The organism is Mucilaginibacter mali (assembly GCF_013283875.1).
Lineage (GTDB): Bacteria > Bacteroidota > Bacteroidia > Sphingobacteriales > Sphingobacteriaceae > Mucilaginibacter > Mucilaginibacter mali.
In genome coordinates, this window is sequence record NZ_CP054139.1 from 5,030,150 (window position 1) to 5,049,751 (window position 19,602).

The window sequence follows — 19,602 nt, forward strand, 5'->3', positions numbered from 1 at the left end:
TTTATGATTTTTTTAAAACGATCTGTTCATTCATTAATTCGTGCAGCTTTTTGTAAAAATCAAATAGCTGGTCGTAGTTGTCGCGGGTATAAGTAGTTTGTTTATGGCTTACCACCAGGCGCACCACAAGCGTTCCCTCCTGCTCGCCTATGATGCGTTTAAAGGTGATACTTTGATCGGGGGTTTGCAGGATAATGTTTTTAGGCAGGGCATCGGCCTTGTAGCCATCCGGCATTTTATAATTGCCTACAATAGATACATTATCAAGGTAGCCAAAATCGATATCCGTAAGCCTGGTTTCTTTTATAAACGGGTTGTTTTTTAGCGGATTAAACATGGCCGGGATAAAATAAATGTAGTTGCCATCGCTGCCGGCAAGATCCAGCTTAAAGTCCATACTTTGTTCAAGCGGGAGCGAATCTACCTCCATGTTAGCCATTTTGAGTCCCGATATTTTCAGGTTATTATTGTTGTCGCGCAGGTAGTCGATATATTTCTGTTCGCCATCGGTTTTATATTTTTTAATGGCATTAATACGGTTGTAGCTAAAATTGGTTAACTGCGCCGAGCCTGCCATTTTGCCGTCATTCTTAATATCGCCAGATATTACAATGATCTCCCTCACCGGGTCCTTCCGTTCTATTTGCATCAACACGGCCTTTTTGTTGGGAATATCCGTAAGCAGGGCGTAATTATTCAGCAAGTTTTCGGGCGTTTCGTTATATATATTAAACTTGCCCGATGCATCAAGGATATAACTACCAGGTTCGGAAACAGAAACCACCGTGCGGTTAAACTGGTTTAGGGTTGGATAGCCGCCAAACACCCGGCCGTTGTTGCGTGTACTTACCACCATTGGCGCAGCTTTTATGCCTGCCTTTGTAAGCAGGTGGTAAAGGACAAGGTTGATCTCGGTAGCGTTGCCGGTTTTTTTCTCCCAGGCTTTAACCGTACCGTCGTTAGTATACCAGGCATCCGCATCGTTCCATTTCATAGCATCGCGCACTTGGTTAAAAATATAGGCTATTTTATCGCCGGGTGCTTTTAATTTGCCGGCTTCGCTTAAAATAGCCTCCTCGCCGTTTAGTTTGCGGTTAAGCTGATGGCCGAAGTCATCGTCGTTATCCAGATCTTCGGCAATTTTGTTCCACTGCTTTTCATTGCCAAACTGATCGCCCGCATAGTTTGGATCAGCAAAACGGAAGTAAATACTATGTATGTTATCTTTTACCGATGTCATGTACGGTTCTTCAACCAGCGAGGGTACATTAGTCATAGACTGCCTGATGGCATTAAGCGCCGAGTGGCCCGTAAGCGGGTTGCCGCTGATTAGTTCGGTATTAAGGGCGTTAGCGCCGCCTCTTATCTGTGGTACTATTTGCGGCGGCAGTTCGGTTGTAAGTACGCTGTAGCGCGTAGGTATAAAATCCTGGAAACTCCACGCCGGTAAACCGCCGGTTGTAGACCACACGTACTTAAACTCTAATATGGAACCAGGTTTTACATTAGGGAACGAAAACACATAAGCCGAATTTAGCTTGTCGGTTTTTTCAAGGTAGATAGATTTACTGTCGAGCTTGGTTATTTCGGGTTTCCCGTTTACCAGGTTTATGGTTTGAGCCTGTAGCCCATCAATGTGCTGGTACAAAAACACTCCAATAAATTCGATGCGCACATTGGCGTTTTTTTTACCGTTATCATTAAATATTTTAACACGCCTGTGGCGGTTAAGGTATATTTTATTATCCTGGTAATAAATATCCGCTTTATCAAACAAAACCATGGCATTGGCATCCTTTTCAAAATCGCAGGATGTTGATTGAAGGTCGGCCATATCTACTTTTCCATAGGGCTGTAGCAGTTGTTGCCCTGTGGGCGATTTTTGCGCGCTAACGCCCAGGGTGGTTGTGCAGCTAATTAAAATAAGGGCAAAAAATTTCTTCATGGTAAAATTATGAAATATCGGGATTATGCCTTTTTAAGCACGATCTGCTCGTTCATCAGTTCGTGCAGTTTTTTATAAAAGTCAAATATCTTATCGTAGTCCTGTTTGTAGAAGATGGGCTTTTTATGATCTATCACAAAACGCACAACGATGTTGCCGTCCTGTTCGGCCACGATACGCCTGAAGATGATGCTTTCATCGGGCATTTGCATGGTGATGTTTTTAGGCAGGGCATCTGCTTTATAACCTTCGGGCATTTTATAGGTACCTACCATCGAGAAGTTATCGCGGTAGCCAAAATCAATGTCCGACATGCGCTCTTCCTTTAAAAAGGGATTATTACGCATTGGTGCAAACATGGCCGGCATAAAGTAAATATAGTTGCCATCGCTGCCGGTAAGATCCTGTTTAAACTCGAAGGTTTGCGCCAGCGGCAGGGTATCTACCTCCATGTTCTCCAGTTTTAAGGCCGATATTTTCAGGCTGTTATCGTTGTTCCTTAAAAAGTCGATATATTTTTGCTCGCCATCGGTTTTGTATTTTTTAATACCCTTGATACGGTTGTAGCTATACTCGCTCAGGTTTGCCGTACCGTTCATTTTACCATCGGGCTTAATATCGGCCGAAACCATGATCACCTGCTGTACCGGGTTTTCTTTTTTCAATACAACGGTATTGTATCTTTTGTCGTCCTTATCAATGTATAGGCCGGTAGAATTTAACAATTCGTCTGGTATCTCGTTGTAAGTGTTGTACTTGCCTGTAGCATCAAGTATATAGTAACTTTTTTCATCAATAGGTTTATAAACTACCGCGCGGTTAAACTGGTACAAAAAGCTGTAGGCGGGGTTTACCTTGCCATGGCTGCGTGTGCTAACTACCATTGGATAGGCTTCTACACCTGCGCGGTAAAGCAAGTGGTACAGGATCAGGTTCACTTCGGACGAATTACCGGTTTTCTTTTCCCAGGCCTTTACGGTGCCATCGTTGGTATACCAGCGGTCTACCCCATCCCATTTCATGGCCGATTGCACTTCTTTAAAAATATAGATCATTTTATCCCGGTCAAGCTTCATAGTTTTAGCTTTGGCAATAATGGCATCTTCGTTAGCCAGTTTACGTTTTAGCTGGGCGCCAAAATCCTCATGATCGGCCAGTATCCCGCCCAGCTTGGCCCAGCTATCCGAATAGGAGCGCACAAAACCGGTGGTAGGTTTTACATAAGTAAGGTGATAGATCAGCGATTGTTCGTTATCGCTTTGGGCGCCCATATAAGGTTCGTCGGGCAACGAGGGGATATTGGCCAGCGCTTTGGTATTCACATCAAGCGTATAGCTTACCACATCTGCCGCGCTACCTACGCTTCTTGATTCGGCTTTGTTTTTGTTAACCACATAGGGCATGGTAACATGGCTTTGTGTGGTAAAGTAAAGCAGGTCGGGTATTTGTGTGGTCCACTCGCTGTAACGTGTTGGTATTTTGCTCTGGAAAGACCAATCGGGCAGGTTAGAATAATCTGGGGTACCCCATTTATACTTAAACTCGATCACCGATCCGGGCTTTACATTAGGGAATGAAAACACAATGGCCGATGTAGATTTGTCAACCGTTTCGGTATAAAGTACTTTTTTATCAAGCTTGGTTATTTCTACCTTGCCGTTAACCAGGTTAAAGGTTTCGGCATCAAGCCCGGTAATGTATTCGTAGTGGCTGGCGCTGATGTATTCGATCCGGATGTTGGCCACATCCTTGCCATTATCATTAAATACTTTAATGCGCTTATGGCGTTCCATGGTTATAGTGTTCAGATCGCTATCGTAATAAGTGTCGGCCTTATCAAACAGCACCATGGCGTTGGCGTCTTTTTCAAAATCGCAGTTTTTTAATTCGAGGTCGGCTATATCTATCTTACCGTAAGGTTGCGTGGTGGGAATAGTTAAGGCTTCAGGCTTTTTTTGCGCTATAGCGGCGCTTGCTGTTAACAGGCAGGCTAACAGCATTGTAGTTGTATATTTCATCTTAAGGTTTTAGTTAGCTAAATATAAAGCATGTTTTCTTAAAACAAAATTATTTTCATTTTACTAAAACCATTCCCGGCCAATATTGTATGCCGGGCTTCTGCTAAATAAAATTTCATCCGATTTTCATTTTGGCTTAAACCTTTTTTAAATTGCTATGTCTTATCATCACTACATTTAGCTAATACCCCAATCATGAATAACGCCAGGCAAATTAAACACTTGTACGCGCGGGCCGGCTTTGGCATCCGGTTTGAAGACCTGCACGACCGCGTCAACTGGTCCATTAAAAAAACCGTAAAAAAGCTTTTTGAAACATCGGCCGTAAGCCAGCCCATTACCGTGGTTGACGAAAACCTTGACCTGCGCTATCATAAAGATCAAACCGAAGAAGAAAAAAAGGTGATACAGGACCTGCGCAACAAGCAGGAAAAAGGCCTTAACGCTGCCTGGTTTACACAGATGAATGATAGCGAGGCCCAACTGCGCGAAAAGATGACCCTGTTTTGGCACAACCATTTTGCCTGCAACATTGGCAACTCGTATTATGCCCAGCAACTAAACAATATACAACGCGCCAATGCCTTAGGTAATTTTAAAACCCTGCTGATACAGGTATCGCAAACGCCGGCCATGTTGCAGTTTTTAAATAACCAGCAAAACGTAAAGGCGCACCCTAACGAGAACTTCGCGCGCGAGTTGATGGAGCTGTTTACCATTGGCCGCGGGCATTATACCGAGCAGGATATTAAAGAATCGGCCCGGGCTTTTACCGGCTGGCAGTACGACGGAAAAACGGCCAGCTACGTTTTTCGCCCCGGTGTGCACGATACTGGTTTGAAGACCTTTATGAACAATACCGCAAATTTTTGCGGTGAGGACATTATCGATATCATCCTTAAAAATCCGTTAACGGCCAAATACATCTGCACCAAACTGTATAAATATTTGGTGAATGAGGTGCCCGACGATACCCACGTAGAGCAAATGACCAATGTGTTTTACAAGGGCAATTACGAGATCGGCCCGCTATTGGAATTTGTGTTTACATCCGACTGGTTTTATGAGGATAAGAATACCGGAAACCTGGTAAAATCGCCGGTGGAGTTTTTAGTGGGACTGAACCGCCAGTTTTATGTGAAATATGATAACCCCGATGTGCTGCTGCAGTTTCAACGTACGCTGGGGCAGGTGCTGTTTCGCCCGCCAAATGTGGCAGGTTGGCCCGGCGGCCGCAGTTGGATAGACAGCTCATCGCTGATGTACCGCATGAAGATCCCATCAACCGTGCTGAGCGCCGGGGTGATAGACTTTAGCGGCAAGGCCACGCCCGAGGATGAGGCCTACCTGGCATCTATGCGAAAGCAACAATTTAGCGTGATCAAACGGACACAATCGGTACCGGATTGGGACAAGTTTTTGCAGCGGATCCCCATGAAAACAACGCACCAGGAAGTAGCCGAATTTATGCTGGAGCCTAAGCTTAACACCACCCTGGTTGCCGAAGTAAACAGGATGACAGATATAAAAACAATGGTGATACAGGTGGTGAGCACGCCGGAGTATCAGCTTTGCTAGTCCGAAAGACGGGAAGACCGGAAGTCGGAAAGACGATACTTATTGAAGAAACATCTTCCGGACTTCCGGTCTTTGCGGACTTCCGGACTTTTCAAAATTGAAAGATGGAAAGAAGAGACTTTTTAAAGAAAACAGCGCTGGCATCGGGCGCGTTGATGATACCGGCTTTTTTAAAGCCGTTCGAGGCCTTTGCCATGGATGCCCTGAGCGGGTATAAAAACCTGGTCATCATCCAGCTATCGGGCGGCAACGATGGTTTGAATACCGTGGTTCCCTTTGGTAACGACATCTATTACCAAAAGCGCAAAACCATTGCGCTTGCGCAGGATAAGGTGATTGGCCTGACCGATATGCTGGGGCTTAACCCTAACTTATCGGCCCTGAAGGAAATTTACGATCAGGGTTGGATGAGCATCATCAATTCGGTAGGGTATCCCAATCCGGACAGGTCGCACTTCCGGTCGATGGATATCTGGCAAACCGGCAGTGATGCCAATCAGTTTCTTACCACCGGCTGGATAGGCCGCTACCTGGATAGCAATTGCCAAACCTGCAGCAACCCGTATACGGCTATAGAGGTGGATGATACCCTCTCGCTGGCGATGAAGGGGGCTAATTTGAAGGGCATTGCCGTGCAGGACCCCAACCGCCTGTTTCAAAGTACCCGCGAACCCTTTTTTAAAGACCTGGTGCAGGATAAGCACGATGCCGCACACCTGAGCGAGGATAACCTGGGCTACTTGTACAAAACCATGATAGAGACGTATTCATCGGCAGATTATATTCAAAAAACATCCAAAACGTACAACGTAACAGCAACCTACCCTGCAACCGGTCTTGGTAACCAGCTGAAGAATATTTCCAAATTCATTAACTCGGGTTTGCAAACACGTATCTACTATGTATCGCTGGGAGGTTTTGATACACACGTTGGCCAGCAGGATCAGCAAGGCCGGCAGTTAAAAACATATGGCGATGCAGTTGCTGCCTTTGTAAAAGACCTGAAGTCGACTGGAAAACTGGATGATACCCTGATCATGACCTTCTCTGAATTTGGCCGCCGGGTAGAACAGAACGCCAGCAACGGCACCGACCACGGTACAGCCAACAATGTATTTATCTTCGGCGGCAAGCTGGCCAAAGCAGGTATCTATAACGATGCGCCCAATCTAAACGATCTGGAAAATGGAGACCTAAAATACCAGGTAGATTTTAGGGATGTTTACGCCACTCTTTTAGATAAATGGCTGGAGGTAAACAACAGCCAGGTGCTGAATAAGAACTTTTCCGGGTTAAATTTTATATAGTTTTAGTTTTGTTATGCAAGGGGCCAACCGGAAACAGTTGGCCCCTTGTGTTTTTTAATTCCCCTCTCAAGAGTAATAGCCCATCATTTGACAGTTCCCTCCTTGGGGAGGGGTGCGGAAGACCTGCGTAGTGGCAGGGAGGGGTTTAGGCATGAGTAATATGGTAGAAACCCCTCCCTCAACCCTCCCCATGGGAGGGAATCGCACACGCCCCACGCTTTTTATCGCACGTTTGGGCTATTACTCTCAAGAGGGGAATCGCACAGTCCCCGCGCTTTTCAATGGCATTGCTTCTTCTTCTACAAGCGGTGTGGACTCACCCCGACTACGCTTCGCTGGTCGACCCTCTCTCCGCTGCGCGGAAAGAGGGAAGGAGGGGTTGTGGCAACCAAGGCATAGGTGGTCGACTATCGGCATAGTAAAAAATTTTTAATCCCTCTTTCCGCGCAGCGGAGAGAGGGTGGTCGGGCGTAGCCACGACCGGGTGAGTCTACACGTTTGGCAGGTCCTCCACGCAGTCTTCGACAGGCTCAGACTGACACCCATCAATTCTTCTCAATCCACTCCACAGCCCGCTCCAACACCTCATCCTTACCCTGCGCAATGCCCTTAACCGTCGGCTTCACCTCCACATCAGGCACCATGCCGATACGTTGTGTACCCTTTCCATCGGGATAAAACACGCCGATGCCTGAAAAGAAGGTACTCAACCCACCCGGCAAAACAATAGGGCTGATATTGCCGTCGGCACCGGCTGTTTGGCTGCCCATTACTGTGGCGCGACCGCCGGCACGCAGGGCCATGGTGGTGTATTCGGCCTGGCTTTGGCTTTCTTCGTTTACCAACACTACCAGTTTGCCTTTGTAGGCGTCTTTGTTTTTGGTGCCTACCACCACATTTGGCGTATAGTTGTAGATACCAGGCTTATCGGTGTTGGTATTGGTAAATTTAACAAACGGGGCAGGCGCGCTGCGCAGGTATTCGTTCAGCGAGAACACTACAAATTCCGACGGGTAATTGCGGATATCCAGCACAATGCCCTTGGTATCCTTAAACTCTTCGAACATCTGTTTAAAGAAACCGCTTTTTATCTTATCAAAGGTAACATAACCTACCTGCGGGTTAAGCAGCTTATAGGGCGGGGTATAGCCGCCGCCGGTGGCGTTTTTACGTGCCATTGCCATGTACGCTTGTATATCCATTGATGGGGCGTCTATATCCATATTTTGGCCATCGCGGCTGATCTGCAGGTGCAGCTTTTCGGCATCGGTCCAAAAAAAGTCGTTACCAATGTTGCGGTTGGCCGTGCTGATGTTTGATGCGCAGGAATAAGGCATCAGGAAAGCGGCGCGATCGGCGGCGGTTTTACCGTTAATGGTAACAATCACATCGCCCTTTTTAAGCGGATAGTTATCAGGGTTTTCAGCTGATATTTTGGTGATCATCCATTTGTTTTCCACTAGCCGAACGGTAACCGGCAACTGGCGGGTGCCGCCGATGTATTTCAGCATTTCGGGGTCGCTGGTATGGCTGTACAAATTGGCGTGAGTATCATGTATGCGGTTGATCATGCTCCAAACGGCCAGTTTATAATCTAACCGGGTTTTGGCGCTCACAAACGATGGGATCATTGCGGCCAGGGCCTTGTCCCAATCTTCGCCGATGATATTTTTATATGGAAAAAAATACTCCACCATATTCCAGAAGCGGAATAGCGACAACATACGGTAGCCGGGATCGATGGAACTCATGCCCGGATAAGGTTTTTCGGTGCTGAAGTTAGGGTTGTTAACGCCCGGCGCAAATGATATGTATTTGTTTTTACCCGTATTGCGCCCGGTGATCACGTTTTTTAAAGCGGTACTTACCTGCGGGTCGAAAAGGTCTTTGTTATTGATCCAATTGTTAGCAGCCAGCAGGCTATCGGTAACGGCCGGTTTGCATTTGCAATCGCTTAGGGTGCCTAAGGCGTTTATCCAATGTAGCATTTCGGCGTTAAACTCGCCGCGGTTGGTTGATACTTTATTCAGTTCCTTAAATAGCTCGGCATCCCAATCATAGTTACCATCGGCTACGGCCGGGTGGAAGTATTTCAGCAAGCCCCATATCCGGCCAAGGGCGTACAGGTTTTGGGTAGTTTGTGGATTCAGTGTGATCTCCGCAACATTTGATGGTTCCACCACATTAATGGGATTACTCACCGTTTCGTTACCGCCGGCAATTTCAAGGTCATCAAACCAAACATTGCCCTTGCCCATCACCAACCCGCCAAACGCGACCGATTTCGCTTCGGACGATGGATAAGGTACTGTAACGGTAAACTGTGTCCAGCCGATATTGGTGGTAACGGCCCGGGTCAGCATATTATCAAATGCAACGGCGCCGCCCGCGCCATCAACCCGCAGCCAGATGGTGGCTTTGCCGGTCATGTTAGCGGTGCGGATCCAGCCTTTAAGCGTCAACGTTTTACCGTTGAATTTTGCCGGGACTGAGTAACTGGCAATGGCCACCGAGTTATCAGTAGCCTTATCCTTAGCTGTAACCGACAAAGCATATTTACCCGAATGCGGGTTTTCGGTACTGAGTTGAAAGGTATGATCGTTACCATTGGTGAACAGCCCGGCAGGTAAGCCGGTAGGGGTACTCTCAAAGGTGAGATCCTGAGCTGATACGGACAGGCTGAATAGCAGCAGGCACAATAATGTAAAAGGTTGTTTTTTCATTTGGTTAAGGTTTGTTGTTATTCAATATCAATAATATCTCCGGGTTTGCAATCTAACGCTTTACATATGGCTTCAAGTGTGTCGAAGCGTACACCTTTTGCTTTTCCGTTCTTCAGGATGGAAAGATTAACATTGGTAACCCCCACCTTTTGCGATAATTCGCCAAGCGACATTTTACGTTTGGCCATCATCACATCTAAATTAATAACTACGGGCATGGCTTGTTTAAATAAAAGATTCGTTTTCGGCCTTAACCTGGTGGGCGGCCTTGATCAGTTCGGCAAATAAAAATATGCTTAAGGCCAACACCCACATCGCCGGCGATTCGGTAAACAAGATCCCGTAAAACCTGCGGAAGCTGTACAGGCCATCTACAGGAACAATGCTATGGGTAAGCACCTTCCACATTTGCTCGTACCCGGCCTGGAAGGCGGCGTTAACCAGCACCAATGCCAGGTAGCCCATGCGCTTCATTTTTAAATAATTCTTTTCATCCCAGGGCTGTTTGGCTGTGTATGATAAAACTACCCGGCGCATATAAAGGCCCATCACCAGTAAAATAGCGGTAGATACCAGCTTGATCATAGTGAGCCAAAAGAACAGCGGCTGACTGTTATACTGCCCGATGCCCTTAAAAAGCGAGAATACAGAGAACAGCGCCGATAAGGCGATAATAAGCCAAATGAGTGTAATAATACGGTTTGATGTTTTCATTTTTGGTTTGTGCTGATATGGTTTATACTGCATCAAACATAAATAGTTTTTAAATCAAAACAAATAAAATTTAAAATAAAACGATAAATAATTAAAACTATACGATTAAATCAACAGACTAATCCCGACCATGCGACGTTGTCAGGCTGAGTCTCCGCCGCACGCCACAGTACAGGACAGTCGCTTTCCCTTTTTATTTTAGATTTGATCATCATACTGATATAAACCACCGCTTCATGAAATTTCGTTATACCATCCCAGCTGCCTTGCTGTGTCTTGCCCTGTCGTATCAAATCAAAGCCCAACGCATAGATCGTTACGCGCTGGTAACCCGGCATAATGTCGAGATCAGCCGGATAGAACCGCTGGCCCCGCTTTCGGTAGGTAACGGCGATTTTGCCTTTACGGCCGATATTACCGGGATGCAATCGTTCGAGGACCATTACTGGAAGAACGGCACCTCGCTGGAGACGCTGAGTACCTGGTGCTGGCATTCGTTCCCCAATGTTGATCAGTTGAAGTTGCAGGATGCCATGAAGGAGATCGATTTCCATGGACGTAAAATTATGTATGCCAGCCAGGAGAAAACACCAGCCGGCGAGTACTTCCGTCAGAACCCGCACCCGGTGCCGCTTGGGCAGATCGGTTTGGTTCAGGGCGATGGCAAGCCGCTGGATACTGCCGCTATTGGCAATATCCACCAAAAACTCGACCTGTGGCGGGGTATCATCAGCAGTAATTATACGGTGAACGGCACACCGGTGTCGGTAGAGACGATCTCGCATCCGGAGCAAAGTGAGGTGGCCTTCAAAATAAAATCGGCACTATTAAAAGGCGGCTTGAAGACCTCGTTCCGATTCCCCTATTCTTACGATTTTAAAATCAAAAATAAACCTCCGTTCGATTGGAGCAAGCCCGATCGCCATCAAACTACCATCATCAGCCAAACACCCAACAGCGTGCTCCTGAAGCGTAATATCGAGGGCACCATTTATTACGTATCGGTAAACTGGCAGGGAAGGGCCCGGTTTAAGCAGGAGGGTGATCACCGTTTCCTTTTGGAAGCCACCGGGGCGGATAGTCTGCAACTCGTATGTTCGTTTTCTAAGACTTTAAATAAGGATGCAAAACCTACATTCGCGGGCATCAGGGCATTAAGTATCGCCTCGTGGAAAAACTTCTGGACTACAGGCGGAGCGGTTGACCTTTCAGGCAGTAAAGATCCGCGTGCTAATGAGTTGGAGCGCCGTATGGTATTATCGCAATACTTGTTGCATGTAAACTATGCCGGTTCGTTCCCACCGCAGGAAACGGGGTTGACCACCATTAGCTGGTATGGCAAGCATAACTCGGAAGTGTACTGGTGGCATGCCGCGCAGTTTTACGAGTGGGGGCATACCGAATCGCTGGAGAAAAGCTTTGCCTGGTATAAAAAGATATTGCCAACCGCCGTAGCCCAGGCCAAAAGCGAGGGCTTTGAGGGCGCACGCTGGCCAAAAATGTCGGGCATTGATGGCCGGCCAAGTCCGGGCAGCATTAACCCGTTCATCATCTGGAATCAGTGTAACCCTATCTATTTGGCTGAGCTGATCTATCGTGCACACCCCGATAAAGCCACGCTTAATAAATACAGCGATGTGGTTTTCGAATCGGCAAAGTTCCTGTCATCATACGCCTTTTGGGATGTGAAGACCGGACGCTATATCCTTGGTCCGCCTATAAAGGGTGTAGCCGAGCATAATGCCGAAAACGAAACGCAGAATCCAACCTTTGAACTCACACAGTGGTACTACGGCCTGAAAGTGGCGCAGGATTGGCGCGAACGCCTGGGCATGCCACGCGAAAAGCATTGGGATGATATCCTGGCCAAACTATCACGCCCTGCCATCCACAATGGTCGCTATGCCGAACTGGAGACCGAACCGGGCAATGGCGGATCGGACCAGATCATGGCTTTGGGCTATCTGCCTAAAACGCCGATGATAGATGAAAAAGTAATGGCCGAAACATTTAACTCGATATATGATAAAGGCGGTCTGCGCGGTTTCATTAGCTGGAGTTTGGGTAAGGGGGCATTAACCGCCGCCCGCTTAAACGAGCCGGATAAGGCGGTGAATATTTTAGCTAACGACCGCTTTGGCGCGCTGTTTTTAAAGAACGGGCATGTGCAGCGTGCTAAAGAGCCACTGGCCTGCCCCGCCTACCTGCCCGCTAACAGCGCCTTTATGGCCGCGGCCGGGTTGATGGCCGCCGGATGGGACGGTGCGCCTAACGTAAACGCGCCTGGTTTCCCGCAGGATGGCAACTGGGTGGTAAGGGCCGAGGGCTTGAATAGGCTGCCATAGACGGGTATGAATATTGCTGTTAAATAGTTAAATTTGTTTTAAAAGCGTATTGATATGACCATAGCAGCATTACGGGAACACATACACAAAGCAGTAGATAACGCTGACGAAAAAATACTGGAATCGGTATATGCTTTGCTTGAAGACCAGGGAGCCGAGCCATACGAATGGTCGGAAGATGAGGAGTTTGTGGCGGAACTTAATGAGCGCGTACGCAGAGCAGAAGAAGGAATAGACCGTACTTATTCATTAGATGAAATAAAAACATCTTTTGAAAGATGGGAAAAAGAACACTCAGGAAGCACTGGTAAATAATGTATATTATTTCTTTGTTGCCAAAAGCCGAGCGCGAATTATATAAAGCGTGGAAATATTATGAAGAAGAACAACCGGGATTAGGTAAAAGATTTAGTGAAAAATTTGTTGAGAAGCTGGAATTAATACAGAATGATCCTTTTCATTATCCAATAAAAAATGGATTCCATGAAACCCTGGTCGATAAGTTTCCCTACCTTATTGTTTATACGATCATCGAATCGCGAAATATAATTTATGTATCGTCCATCTTCCACACCAGCCGCCATCCTAAAAGAAAGCATAAATAAAACAATCCCTCCACCAGGCAGGTATATCTATAAAACCTGGTATGCCCGAAGGCCCGTCCATAATTATCCTGAAAGAAAAGCTACAGCCTTTTATTGGCCGTAAGATCACCGTGGCTAAAGGCTATGCCAAAGGCTTTGACCCCGCGCTGATTAACCACCAAACCATTACCGACATTAAAGGCTGGGGCAAGCACCTGCTCATCTGCTTTCATGATTTTGCTGTGCGCATACACATGGGCTTGTTCGGCAGTTATAAAATAAACGATCATGGTAAACGTAACGCATCGCTGCAGATGCAGTTTGGCGATGAGGAGGTTAACTTTTCTATCAGCAATGTAAAGCTGATAGAAGAACCGCTGGATGAGGTGTACGATTGGTCGGCCGATTTGATGAACCCTAAATTCAATGCTAAAAAAGCCAAAGAAAAACTGTTAAAGAAGCCCAAGACGCTGATCTGCGACCAACTGCTTAACCAGGATATATTTGCCGGTTCGGGCAATATCGTGAAGAACGAGGTATTGTTCCGTTCACGCGTGCACCCGGAAAGTGTAGTTGGCCATATCCCAACACGTAAGATGAATCAACTGATAAAAGAGGCTGTAAATTTTTGCCACGACTTTTATACCTGGCGAAAGGCAGGCGAGTTGAGTAAACACCTGGAGGCCTACGAGCAGGAAATGTGTCCGCGTAATCATATCCCCCTGAACAAGGCTGATCTTGGTAAAACAAAAAGGCATACATACTTTTGCAACAAGTGCCAGGTTCTGTACCGTGCATCCTCAGATGGGGATGATTAACTATTTCAACAACTGGTAGGTGATCAAACTGATCACATAAGCCAGCACCGTCATATAAGCAAACTGTGCTACCGGCCAGCGCCAGTTCTTGGTTTCGCGGTACACTACGGCTACTGTACTGGCGCACTGCATCGCGAAGGCATAAAACATCATTAGCGAAAACGCCACCGCCAGCGTAAACACCGGCTGCCCGGTTTTGGGGTTAATGGCATTGGCCATTTTATTTTGCACGGTATCCAGCTTATCCGCATCGCCATCCACACTGTAAATGGTGGCCATGGTGCCCACAAATACCTCGCGGGCGGCAAAGGAGGTAATTAATGCGATACCGATCTTCCAGTCGAAGCCTAAGGGACGAATCACAGGCTCGATAGTATGGCCCAATACGCCGGCGTACGAGTTTTCCAGTTTATCGGTGGCGATGGCGTGGCGCAGGTCGTCGGCTTTCCAGGTTTTGTATTGTGGTTCGGCGTATTTTTTGTCGATGTTATCGAAGCGGTTGCCCGGACCGTAGCTAGCCAGCACCCAAAGGATAACTGATACGGCGATGATGACCTTACCCGCTTGTAGCACGAATGCCTTTGCACGATCATACATCGAGTGCAGCACGTTCTTCCAGCGCGGCATGCGGTAAACTGGCAGCTCCATAATAAAGTAACCACGCTCACGGCTTTTCAGTATAAATTTAAATACCCAGGCCACAATCACTGCCGATACCAAACTCAAAATATACATGCCGGTAAGCGCCAGGCCCTGCATATTAAAAATGCCCCAAACCGTTTTTTTCGGAACCACCAGGGCAATCAGCAGCGTATAAACCGGCAAACGGGCCGAGCAGGTAATCAGCGGGGTCACCATAATGGTGATCATCCGGTCTTTCCAGTTCTCGATGGTACGGGTACTCATAATGGATGGCACCGCGCAGGCAAAACCACCAATCAGCGGCACTACCGATTTACCATTTAAGCCCACCTTCCGCATGATCTTATCCATCATAAACGTAACGCGCGACATATAACCGGTATCTTCCAGTATCGAAATAAAGGCAAACAGGATAGCGATCTGCGGGATAAACACCATTACACCGCTCAAACCAGCCACAATACCATCGGCCAGCAGATCGGTAGCCGGGCCGGCCGGCAGCCAAACATGCAGTTCGTTCTGCAACCAGGCAAATCCGTTGGCTATCAGGTCCATCGGGTAAGCCGACCAGGCAAATATCGACTGGAACATGAACAGCAGTATCCCGATAAATATCACAAAGCCAAACACGCGATGAGTAAGTACGCGGTCTATCTTATTGCTCATGCTTTCCTCGCGGGCGGTCTCAGGTATGGTAACCGTATCAAAAAGCAGGTCGTTAATAAAGTTGTAACGGGCAATGGTCTCGGTAGCCTGCGCCTTTTGCGAGTGAAAGTTGTGTTCCTTTTCCAACTCCTCAATGCGGTCGCTTTGGGCTGGGGTAAGAAATTGCAAATGCTCGTGCTGGTGCGCCAGCTGCAACGCGAAGTAAGGGTTATCGGTACCTATCTCCTGGCTTATCTGCGCGATCAAAGCCGGGGCTATCGGTTCTATTTCAATACTCTCCTGTTGTAATGCAATTTTGTTGGCAAATGAGATGGCTTTTTTCAGTTCATCAATACCGCTAACCTTTCGGGCCGCGATAGGAATAACGGGTACACCCAGCTTCTTCGAAAATTCATCGACATTAATGCTGATGCCCGACTTTTTGGCCAGGTCCATCATATTAAGCGCTACAATTACCGGGATCTTCAAATCGGCTACCTGGGTGTATAAAAGCAGGTTGCGCTTCAGGTTGGTGGCATCCAGTATCACCACCACCAAATTGGGGTTATGATCGTTGGCACGGTCGGCTAAAACAGAAAAAACGATGGATTCGTCCTTGCTTTTGGGATATAAGCTGTAAGTGCCCGGCAGATCGATGATCTCGGCACGGCGGCCATCGGGCAAATCGCAAAAACCGGTCTTCTTATCAACAGTAACACCCGGAAAATTCCCGATCTTTTGATTAAGCCCGGTTAAAACATTAAAGAGTGTTGATTTACCGGTATTAGGATTCCCTACAAGTGCAACTCTCAGTTCGGCTTTCAATTTACAGGCTAACTATGCAGGATAATGGTTGAAGCCTCTCTTTTACGCAGGCTAAGCTGGTAGCCCGATACGTTGATGGCGATAGGATCGCCAAGAGGCGCGATGCGTTCAACAATAACTTCCTCGCCGGGCAGGCAACCCATTTCCATTAATTTAACAGACATTTCAAGGTCGGTGAACTCTTTTACAATACCCCTGTTACCTACTTTAAGTTGTGAAAGCTTCATTGATGTTATTTAGAACGATTCAAATGTATGGCTTATTTAAATTAAATCCAAATAATGATAATTGATTCTTTTTTTATGAGGGTGGGATGATAAAGGGAGTGGGGGTAATTGTCGGAATCGCTGATTTAGGATGGTTTTTTTGATAACGCTCATCTTTTTTCTTAAACCTAAAACAGCGCAGCGAAATGACTAATGACCCACTGACTAATATGGCGATGCCTTCGGCCCGGGCTATCCGTTGCAAGTCCTCGCCAGCCCCTAGCGCTATCCCGTCCGGCTCCGGGCTTTCCACTACTATCCCTATCGCGCAAAGCAGTTTGGATATACGCCAAACACATGCTTATATATCTTTAATTTTTACCTTTATGTGTTACTTTAAATAAACATGAAACCGATATATGCCAATACTTTAAAGTTCGCTTTTGCAATAATAGCGGCCATTACATTTTTTATAGTATCTAATTTAAACGCTGAAAAAGAAAAACACCAAAGGCTACTGGCTTTAGGTGATCTGAGACTTAGCGGAAAAGTTATTGATTCGAGTGTGTATAAGTACGGAGGCAGGCCTTATCTTTTGATATGCCTTAAACTGGACACCTGCAATAAAAAGAGCTTGTATCTTTTTAATGACCTGATCGCCCTAAAGATCAAGAATGGCATAGCCACCATGTCAGCCGGACCGGACTATACTATTGCACCAATATCCTTTGTAGCCATTGATGCGAAAAGAAATATAATGATCACCCGTTATCAAAACGGCCAGGCAGATACAAGCGACATTGATATTCGGGCCGATGGCCTTACGGAAAGCCAGATGAACTTCTGTAACAAAGATAAATAGCAAGCTGTCCGACAAAATAATTAACCATTAGGAAACTATTCCACACCATTTCAACGTAAATAATAATATGAACGCGAATTACATCAAAGCTTTGCTATTCATTTTAAGCCTGTCGTTTATGTTTTGCCTGCTGGCACAGGCATAGCGCCCATGCTAATTGGGTAAAAGATACAGGTACTTGCTATTAAAAGCTATAAATACGCTTTTAATAATGTACTTTCGCGCAAAATTATCAATTCATAAAAAACCAAGCCACAATACCCCCCTTTGGTTAACAATATTTAAAAATCTCGATGATTATTTTAGCATTCTTTTTGGCCCACTGGTTCCTGTCGCTGTTTTTCCAGACATTCTTTTTGCACCGCTACGCCTCGCATAAAATGTTTAAGATGAACGGTTTCTGGGAAAAGGTGTTCTATTTCTGCACCTTTATATTTCAGGGGTCATCGTTCCTAAACCCACGGGCGTACGCCATTATGCACCGCATGCACCATGCTTACAGCGATACCGAAAAAGACCCGCATTCGCCGCATTTTATTAAGGATGTTTGGGGCCTGATGATGAAGACCAAGAACATTTATTTAGATTATCGTAAGTACAAACTGGAGCCCGAGCCGCAATTTATCGATCGCTACCCCACCTGGTCGTTCATCGATCGCTTTGGCGATCTGTGGATCACCCGCATATTTTTTGTGGCTTTTTATATCGGTTTTTATGTGGTTTTCGCTAATCACTGGTACCTGTGGCTATTGCTGCCCTTCCATTTTATTATGGGCCCGCTGCATGGCGCTATCGTTAACTGGTGTGGCCACAAATATGGCTACAGCAATCACGATAACGACGACCATAGCAAAAACTCGCTTCCGCTGGATTTCCTGATGATGGGCGAACTGTTCCAAAACAACCACCACAAGAAGCCAAACGATGTGAACTTCGCGCAAAAATGGTTCGAGTTCGACCCATCGTACCCTATAATTAAGGTGATGCATAAGTTGCGCATTATTCGTTTGCGTAAAGTTTAATTATCGCGGATCTGGGGGCGAACGTAGAGACGACGCTTGTAAACTAACCGGGGTTACACTCACCCGGTCGTGGCTTCGCCCGACCACCCTCTCTCGCCTTTGGCGAAAGAGGGAATGTGTTTCTCCGATGCTGCCCCTGCCCGCTGCCGCGCGCAGCGAAGAGAGGGCCGACCAGCGTAGCGTAGTCGGGGTGAGTAGACGGGTTGTGGATTGATGTTTAATTTTAACAAACCATCATATGATCAATTTCCTCAAGGTATTATTCAGTATCGTTTTCGTTTGGATGTGCTACGAGGTAATTGATACCTGCCTGCACCATAACCTGTTTACCGAGTGGAATTACCTGGGCGGCATAGCCTGGATGCGCGCCACCCTGTGGGATTTTTACGCCAACATACTGGTTATCTATGTGTGGGTATGTTATAAAGAAAAGCATATAGCGTTAAAGATATTATGGTTGGTTCTGCTGTTCTGTTTAGGAAGTATTGCCAGCTGCGGCTATGTACTGATACAGCTCTTCAAACTAAAACCCGGCGAGGGCGTTAAGCATTTATTCGGTAAGCAAAATGGATGATATCTCGGTTTGGTGTTTAGCGCTGGTTTGCCTGGCCGCCTGCTGTTTGATAATGGCCGCTGCCTGGCTATGGGCGCATAAAATTAAAAACGCCAGCGTGGTAGATATGTTCTGGTCGTACAATTTCCCGGTTATCGCTATCCTGCTGTTTTTACTGGCACCCGGTTGGGAAACACGCCGCATCCTGATCTGCGGTATGGTGATTATTGCCGGTATGCGCCTGGGGACACATCTGGGCCGGCGCATATTAAGCCACCTTGATGAAGAAGAGGGTCGCTACCAGCAATTGCGCAAGGAATGGGCGCCCAATGCCGAACGTACATTCTTCTTTTTCTTCCAGGCGCAGGCGGTTTCTAACGTCATACTGGCTGTCCCCTTCTTTGTTATTTTAATGAACCCTGCCGTGGGCGTGAACGCCTTCGAGTGGATCGGCTTTTTCCTGTGGTTCATCAGCGTAAGTTTTGAGGCCATGGCCGATCGTCAGCTGGCCGAGTTTAAAAAAGACCCGGCCAATAAAGGTAAGGTGTGCGATAAGGGCCTATGGTATTATTCGCGCCATCCCAATTATTTTTTTGAATGGCTGATGTGGGTATCCTACTTCATCTTCGCGCTGGGTTCGCCGTATGGCTGGCTGGGCGTAATCAGTCCGACTATCATCCTTTATCTGCTGCTAAAAGTAACCGGCATACCGGCTACAGAGGAGCAGTCGCTGCGGTCTAAAGGCGATGCTTTCCGGGCGTATCAGAAAAGCACGAGCGTGTTTGTTCCGTGGTTTAAGAAAAGCTAACCATCTT

Annotated in this window: 17 protein-coding genes; 10 read left to right on the forward strand and 7 right to left on the reverse strand. The window is 46.8% G+C overall.

Annotated elements, in window-relative coordinates:
- Position 1 precedes the first annotated feature (1 nt).
- Positions 2-1,945, reverse strand: a complete 1,944-nt coding sequence (locus tag HQ865_RS21285) for a DUF3857 domain-containing protein (protein ID WP_173416838.1) — start codon at positions 1,943-1,945, stop codon at positions 2-4.
- Positions 1,946-1,968: 23 nt separating this feature from the next.
- A complete protein-coding gene (locus HQ865_RS21290; RefSeq protein ID WP_173416839.1) occupies positions 1,969-3,963 on the reverse strand; it encodes a DUF3857 domain-containing protein in 1,995 nt (664 codons plus the stop codon).
- A gap of 195 nt (positions 3,964-4,158) precedes the next feature.
- On the opposite strand from HQ865_RS21290, the gene HQ865_RS21295 reads away from it, so the two are divergent.
- A complete protein-coding gene (locus HQ865_RS21295; protein WP_173416840.1) occupies positions 4,159-5,541 on the forward strand; it encodes a DUF1800 domain-containing protein in 1,383 nt (460 codons plus the stop codon).
- A gap of 104 nt (positions 5,542-5,645) precedes the next feature.
- Positions 5,646-6,848 carry a DUF1501 domain-containing protein gene (locus HQ865_RS21300; RefSeq protein WP_173416841.1) on the forward strand — a complete coding sequence of 401 codons (1,203 nt, stop codon included), beginning with the start codon at positions 5,646-5,648 and terminating at the stop codon, positions 6,846-6,848.
- Positions 6,849-7,393: 545 nt separating this feature from the next.
- On the opposite strand, the gene HQ865_RS21305 is transcribed toward HQ865_RS21300, so the two are convergent.
- The 3 genes from HQ865_RS21305 to HQ865_RS21315 are packed head-to-tail and all read right to left on the reverse strand — an operon-like array spanning position 7,394 to position 10,285.
- Entirely contained in the window at positions 7,394-9,571 is a 2,178-nt protein-coding gene (locus tag HQ865_RS21305) for a S41 family peptidase (RefSeq protein WP_173416842.1), read from the reverse strand.
- A 17-nt stretch (positions 9,572-9,588) separates the two neighbouring features.
- Positions 9,589-9,789: a helix-turn-helix domain-containing protein gene (locus tag HQ865_RS21310; RefSeq protein WP_173416843.1), complete on the reverse strand. Its 201-nt coding sequence runs from the start codon at positions 9,787-9,789 to the stop codon at positions 9,589-9,591.
- A gap of 7 nt (positions 9,790-9,796) precedes the next feature.
- The gene (locus tag HQ865_RS21315) at positions 9,797-10,285 is read right to left on the reverse strand and encodes a hypothetical protein (RefSeq protein WP_173416844.1); all 489 of its coding nucleotides are present in this window, start codon (positions 10,283-10,285) and stop codon (positions 9,797-9,799) included.
- A gap of 236 nt (positions 10,286-10,521) precedes the next feature.
- On the opposite strand from HQ865_RS21315, the gene HQ865_RS21320 reads away from it, so the two are divergent.
- The 4 genes from HQ865_RS21320 to HQ865_RS21335 are packed head-to-tail and all read left to right on the forward strand — an operon-like array spanning position 10,522 to position 14,032.
- The gene (locus HQ865_RS21320; RefSeq protein WP_173416845.1) at positions 10,522-12,630 is read left to right on the forward strand and encodes a hypothetical protein; all 2,109 of its coding nucleotides are present in this window, start codon (positions 10,522-10,524) and stop codon (positions 12,628-12,630) included.
- 54 nt (positions 12,631-12,684) lie between these two features.
- Positions 12,685-12,945: a hypothetical protein gene (locus HQ865_RS21325; RefSeq protein WP_173416846.1), complete on the forward strand. Its 261-nt coding sequence runs from the start codon at positions 12,685-12,687 to the stop codon at positions 12,943-12,945.
- Positions 12,945-13,235: a type II toxin-antitoxin system RelE/ParE family toxin gene (locus HQ865_RS21330; RefSeq protein WP_173416847.1), complete on the forward strand. Its 291-nt coding sequence runs from the start codon at positions 12,945-12,947 to the stop codon at positions 13,233-13,235. The genes HQ865_RS21325 and HQ865_RS21330 overlap by 1 nt, the downstream gene beginning before the upstream one ends.
- A 41-nt stretch (positions 13,236-13,276) precedes the next feature.
- Positions 13,277-14,032, forward strand: coding sequence for a DNA-formamidopyrimidine glycosylase family protein (locus HQ865_RS21335; RefSeq protein ID WP_173416848.1), 756 nt, complete (start codon positions 13,277-13,279; stop codon positions 14,030-14,032).
- On the opposite strand, the gene feoB is transcribed toward HQ865_RS21335, so the two are convergent.
- Together feoB and HQ865_RS21345 are read right to left on the reverse strand one after the other, a co-directional pair.
- Positions 14,033-16,144, reverse strand: a complete 2,112-nt coding sequence (feoB, locus tag HQ865_RS21340; protein WP_173416849.1) for a ferrous iron transport protein B — start codon at positions 16,142-16,144, stop codon at positions 14,033-14,035. It abuts the gene before it with no gap.
- Positions 16,145-16,152: 8 nt separating this feature from the next.
- Positions 16,153-16,371 (reverse strand): FeoA family protein, encoded by a 219-nt coding sequence (locus HQ865_RS21345; protein WP_173416850.1) that lies wholly within the window; start codon positions 16,369-16,371, stop codon positions 16,153-16,155.
- A gap of 385 nt (positions 16,372-16,756) precedes the next feature.
- On the opposite strand from HQ865_RS21345, the gene HQ865_RS21350 reads away from it, so the two are divergent.
- The 4 genes from HQ865_RS21350 to HQ865_RS21365 all read left to right on the forward strand — a co-directional run bounded on the left by HQ865_RS21350 (position 16,757) and on the right by HQ865_RS21365 (position 19,595).
- Positions 16,757-17,212: a hypothetical protein gene (locus HQ865_RS21350; protein WP_173416851.1), complete on the forward strand. Its 456-nt coding sequence runs from the start codon at positions 16,757-16,759 to the stop codon at positions 17,210-17,212.
- A gap of 293 nt (positions 17,213-17,505) precedes the next feature.
- Positions 17,506-18,234 (forward strand): acyl-CoA desaturase, encoded by a 729-nt coding sequence (locus HQ865_RS21355; protein ID WP_173416852.1) that lies wholly within the window; start codon positions 17,506-17,508, stop codon positions 18,232-18,234.
- 238 nt (positions 18,235-18,472) lie between these two features.
- Positions 18,473-18,808, forward strand: coding sequence for a DUF1475 family protein (locus tag HQ865_RS21360; protein ID WP_173416853.1), 336 nt, complete (start codon positions 18,473-18,475; stop codon positions 18,806-18,808).
- Positions 18,801-19,595, forward strand: a complete 795-nt coding sequence (locus tag HQ865_RS21365; protein ID WP_173416854.1) for a DUF1295 domain-containing protein — start codon at positions 18,801-18,803, stop codon at positions 19,593-19,595. The genes HQ865_RS21360 and HQ865_RS21365 overlap by 8 nt, the downstream gene beginning before the upstream one ends.
- Positions 19,596-19,602: the final 7 nt, after the last annotated feature.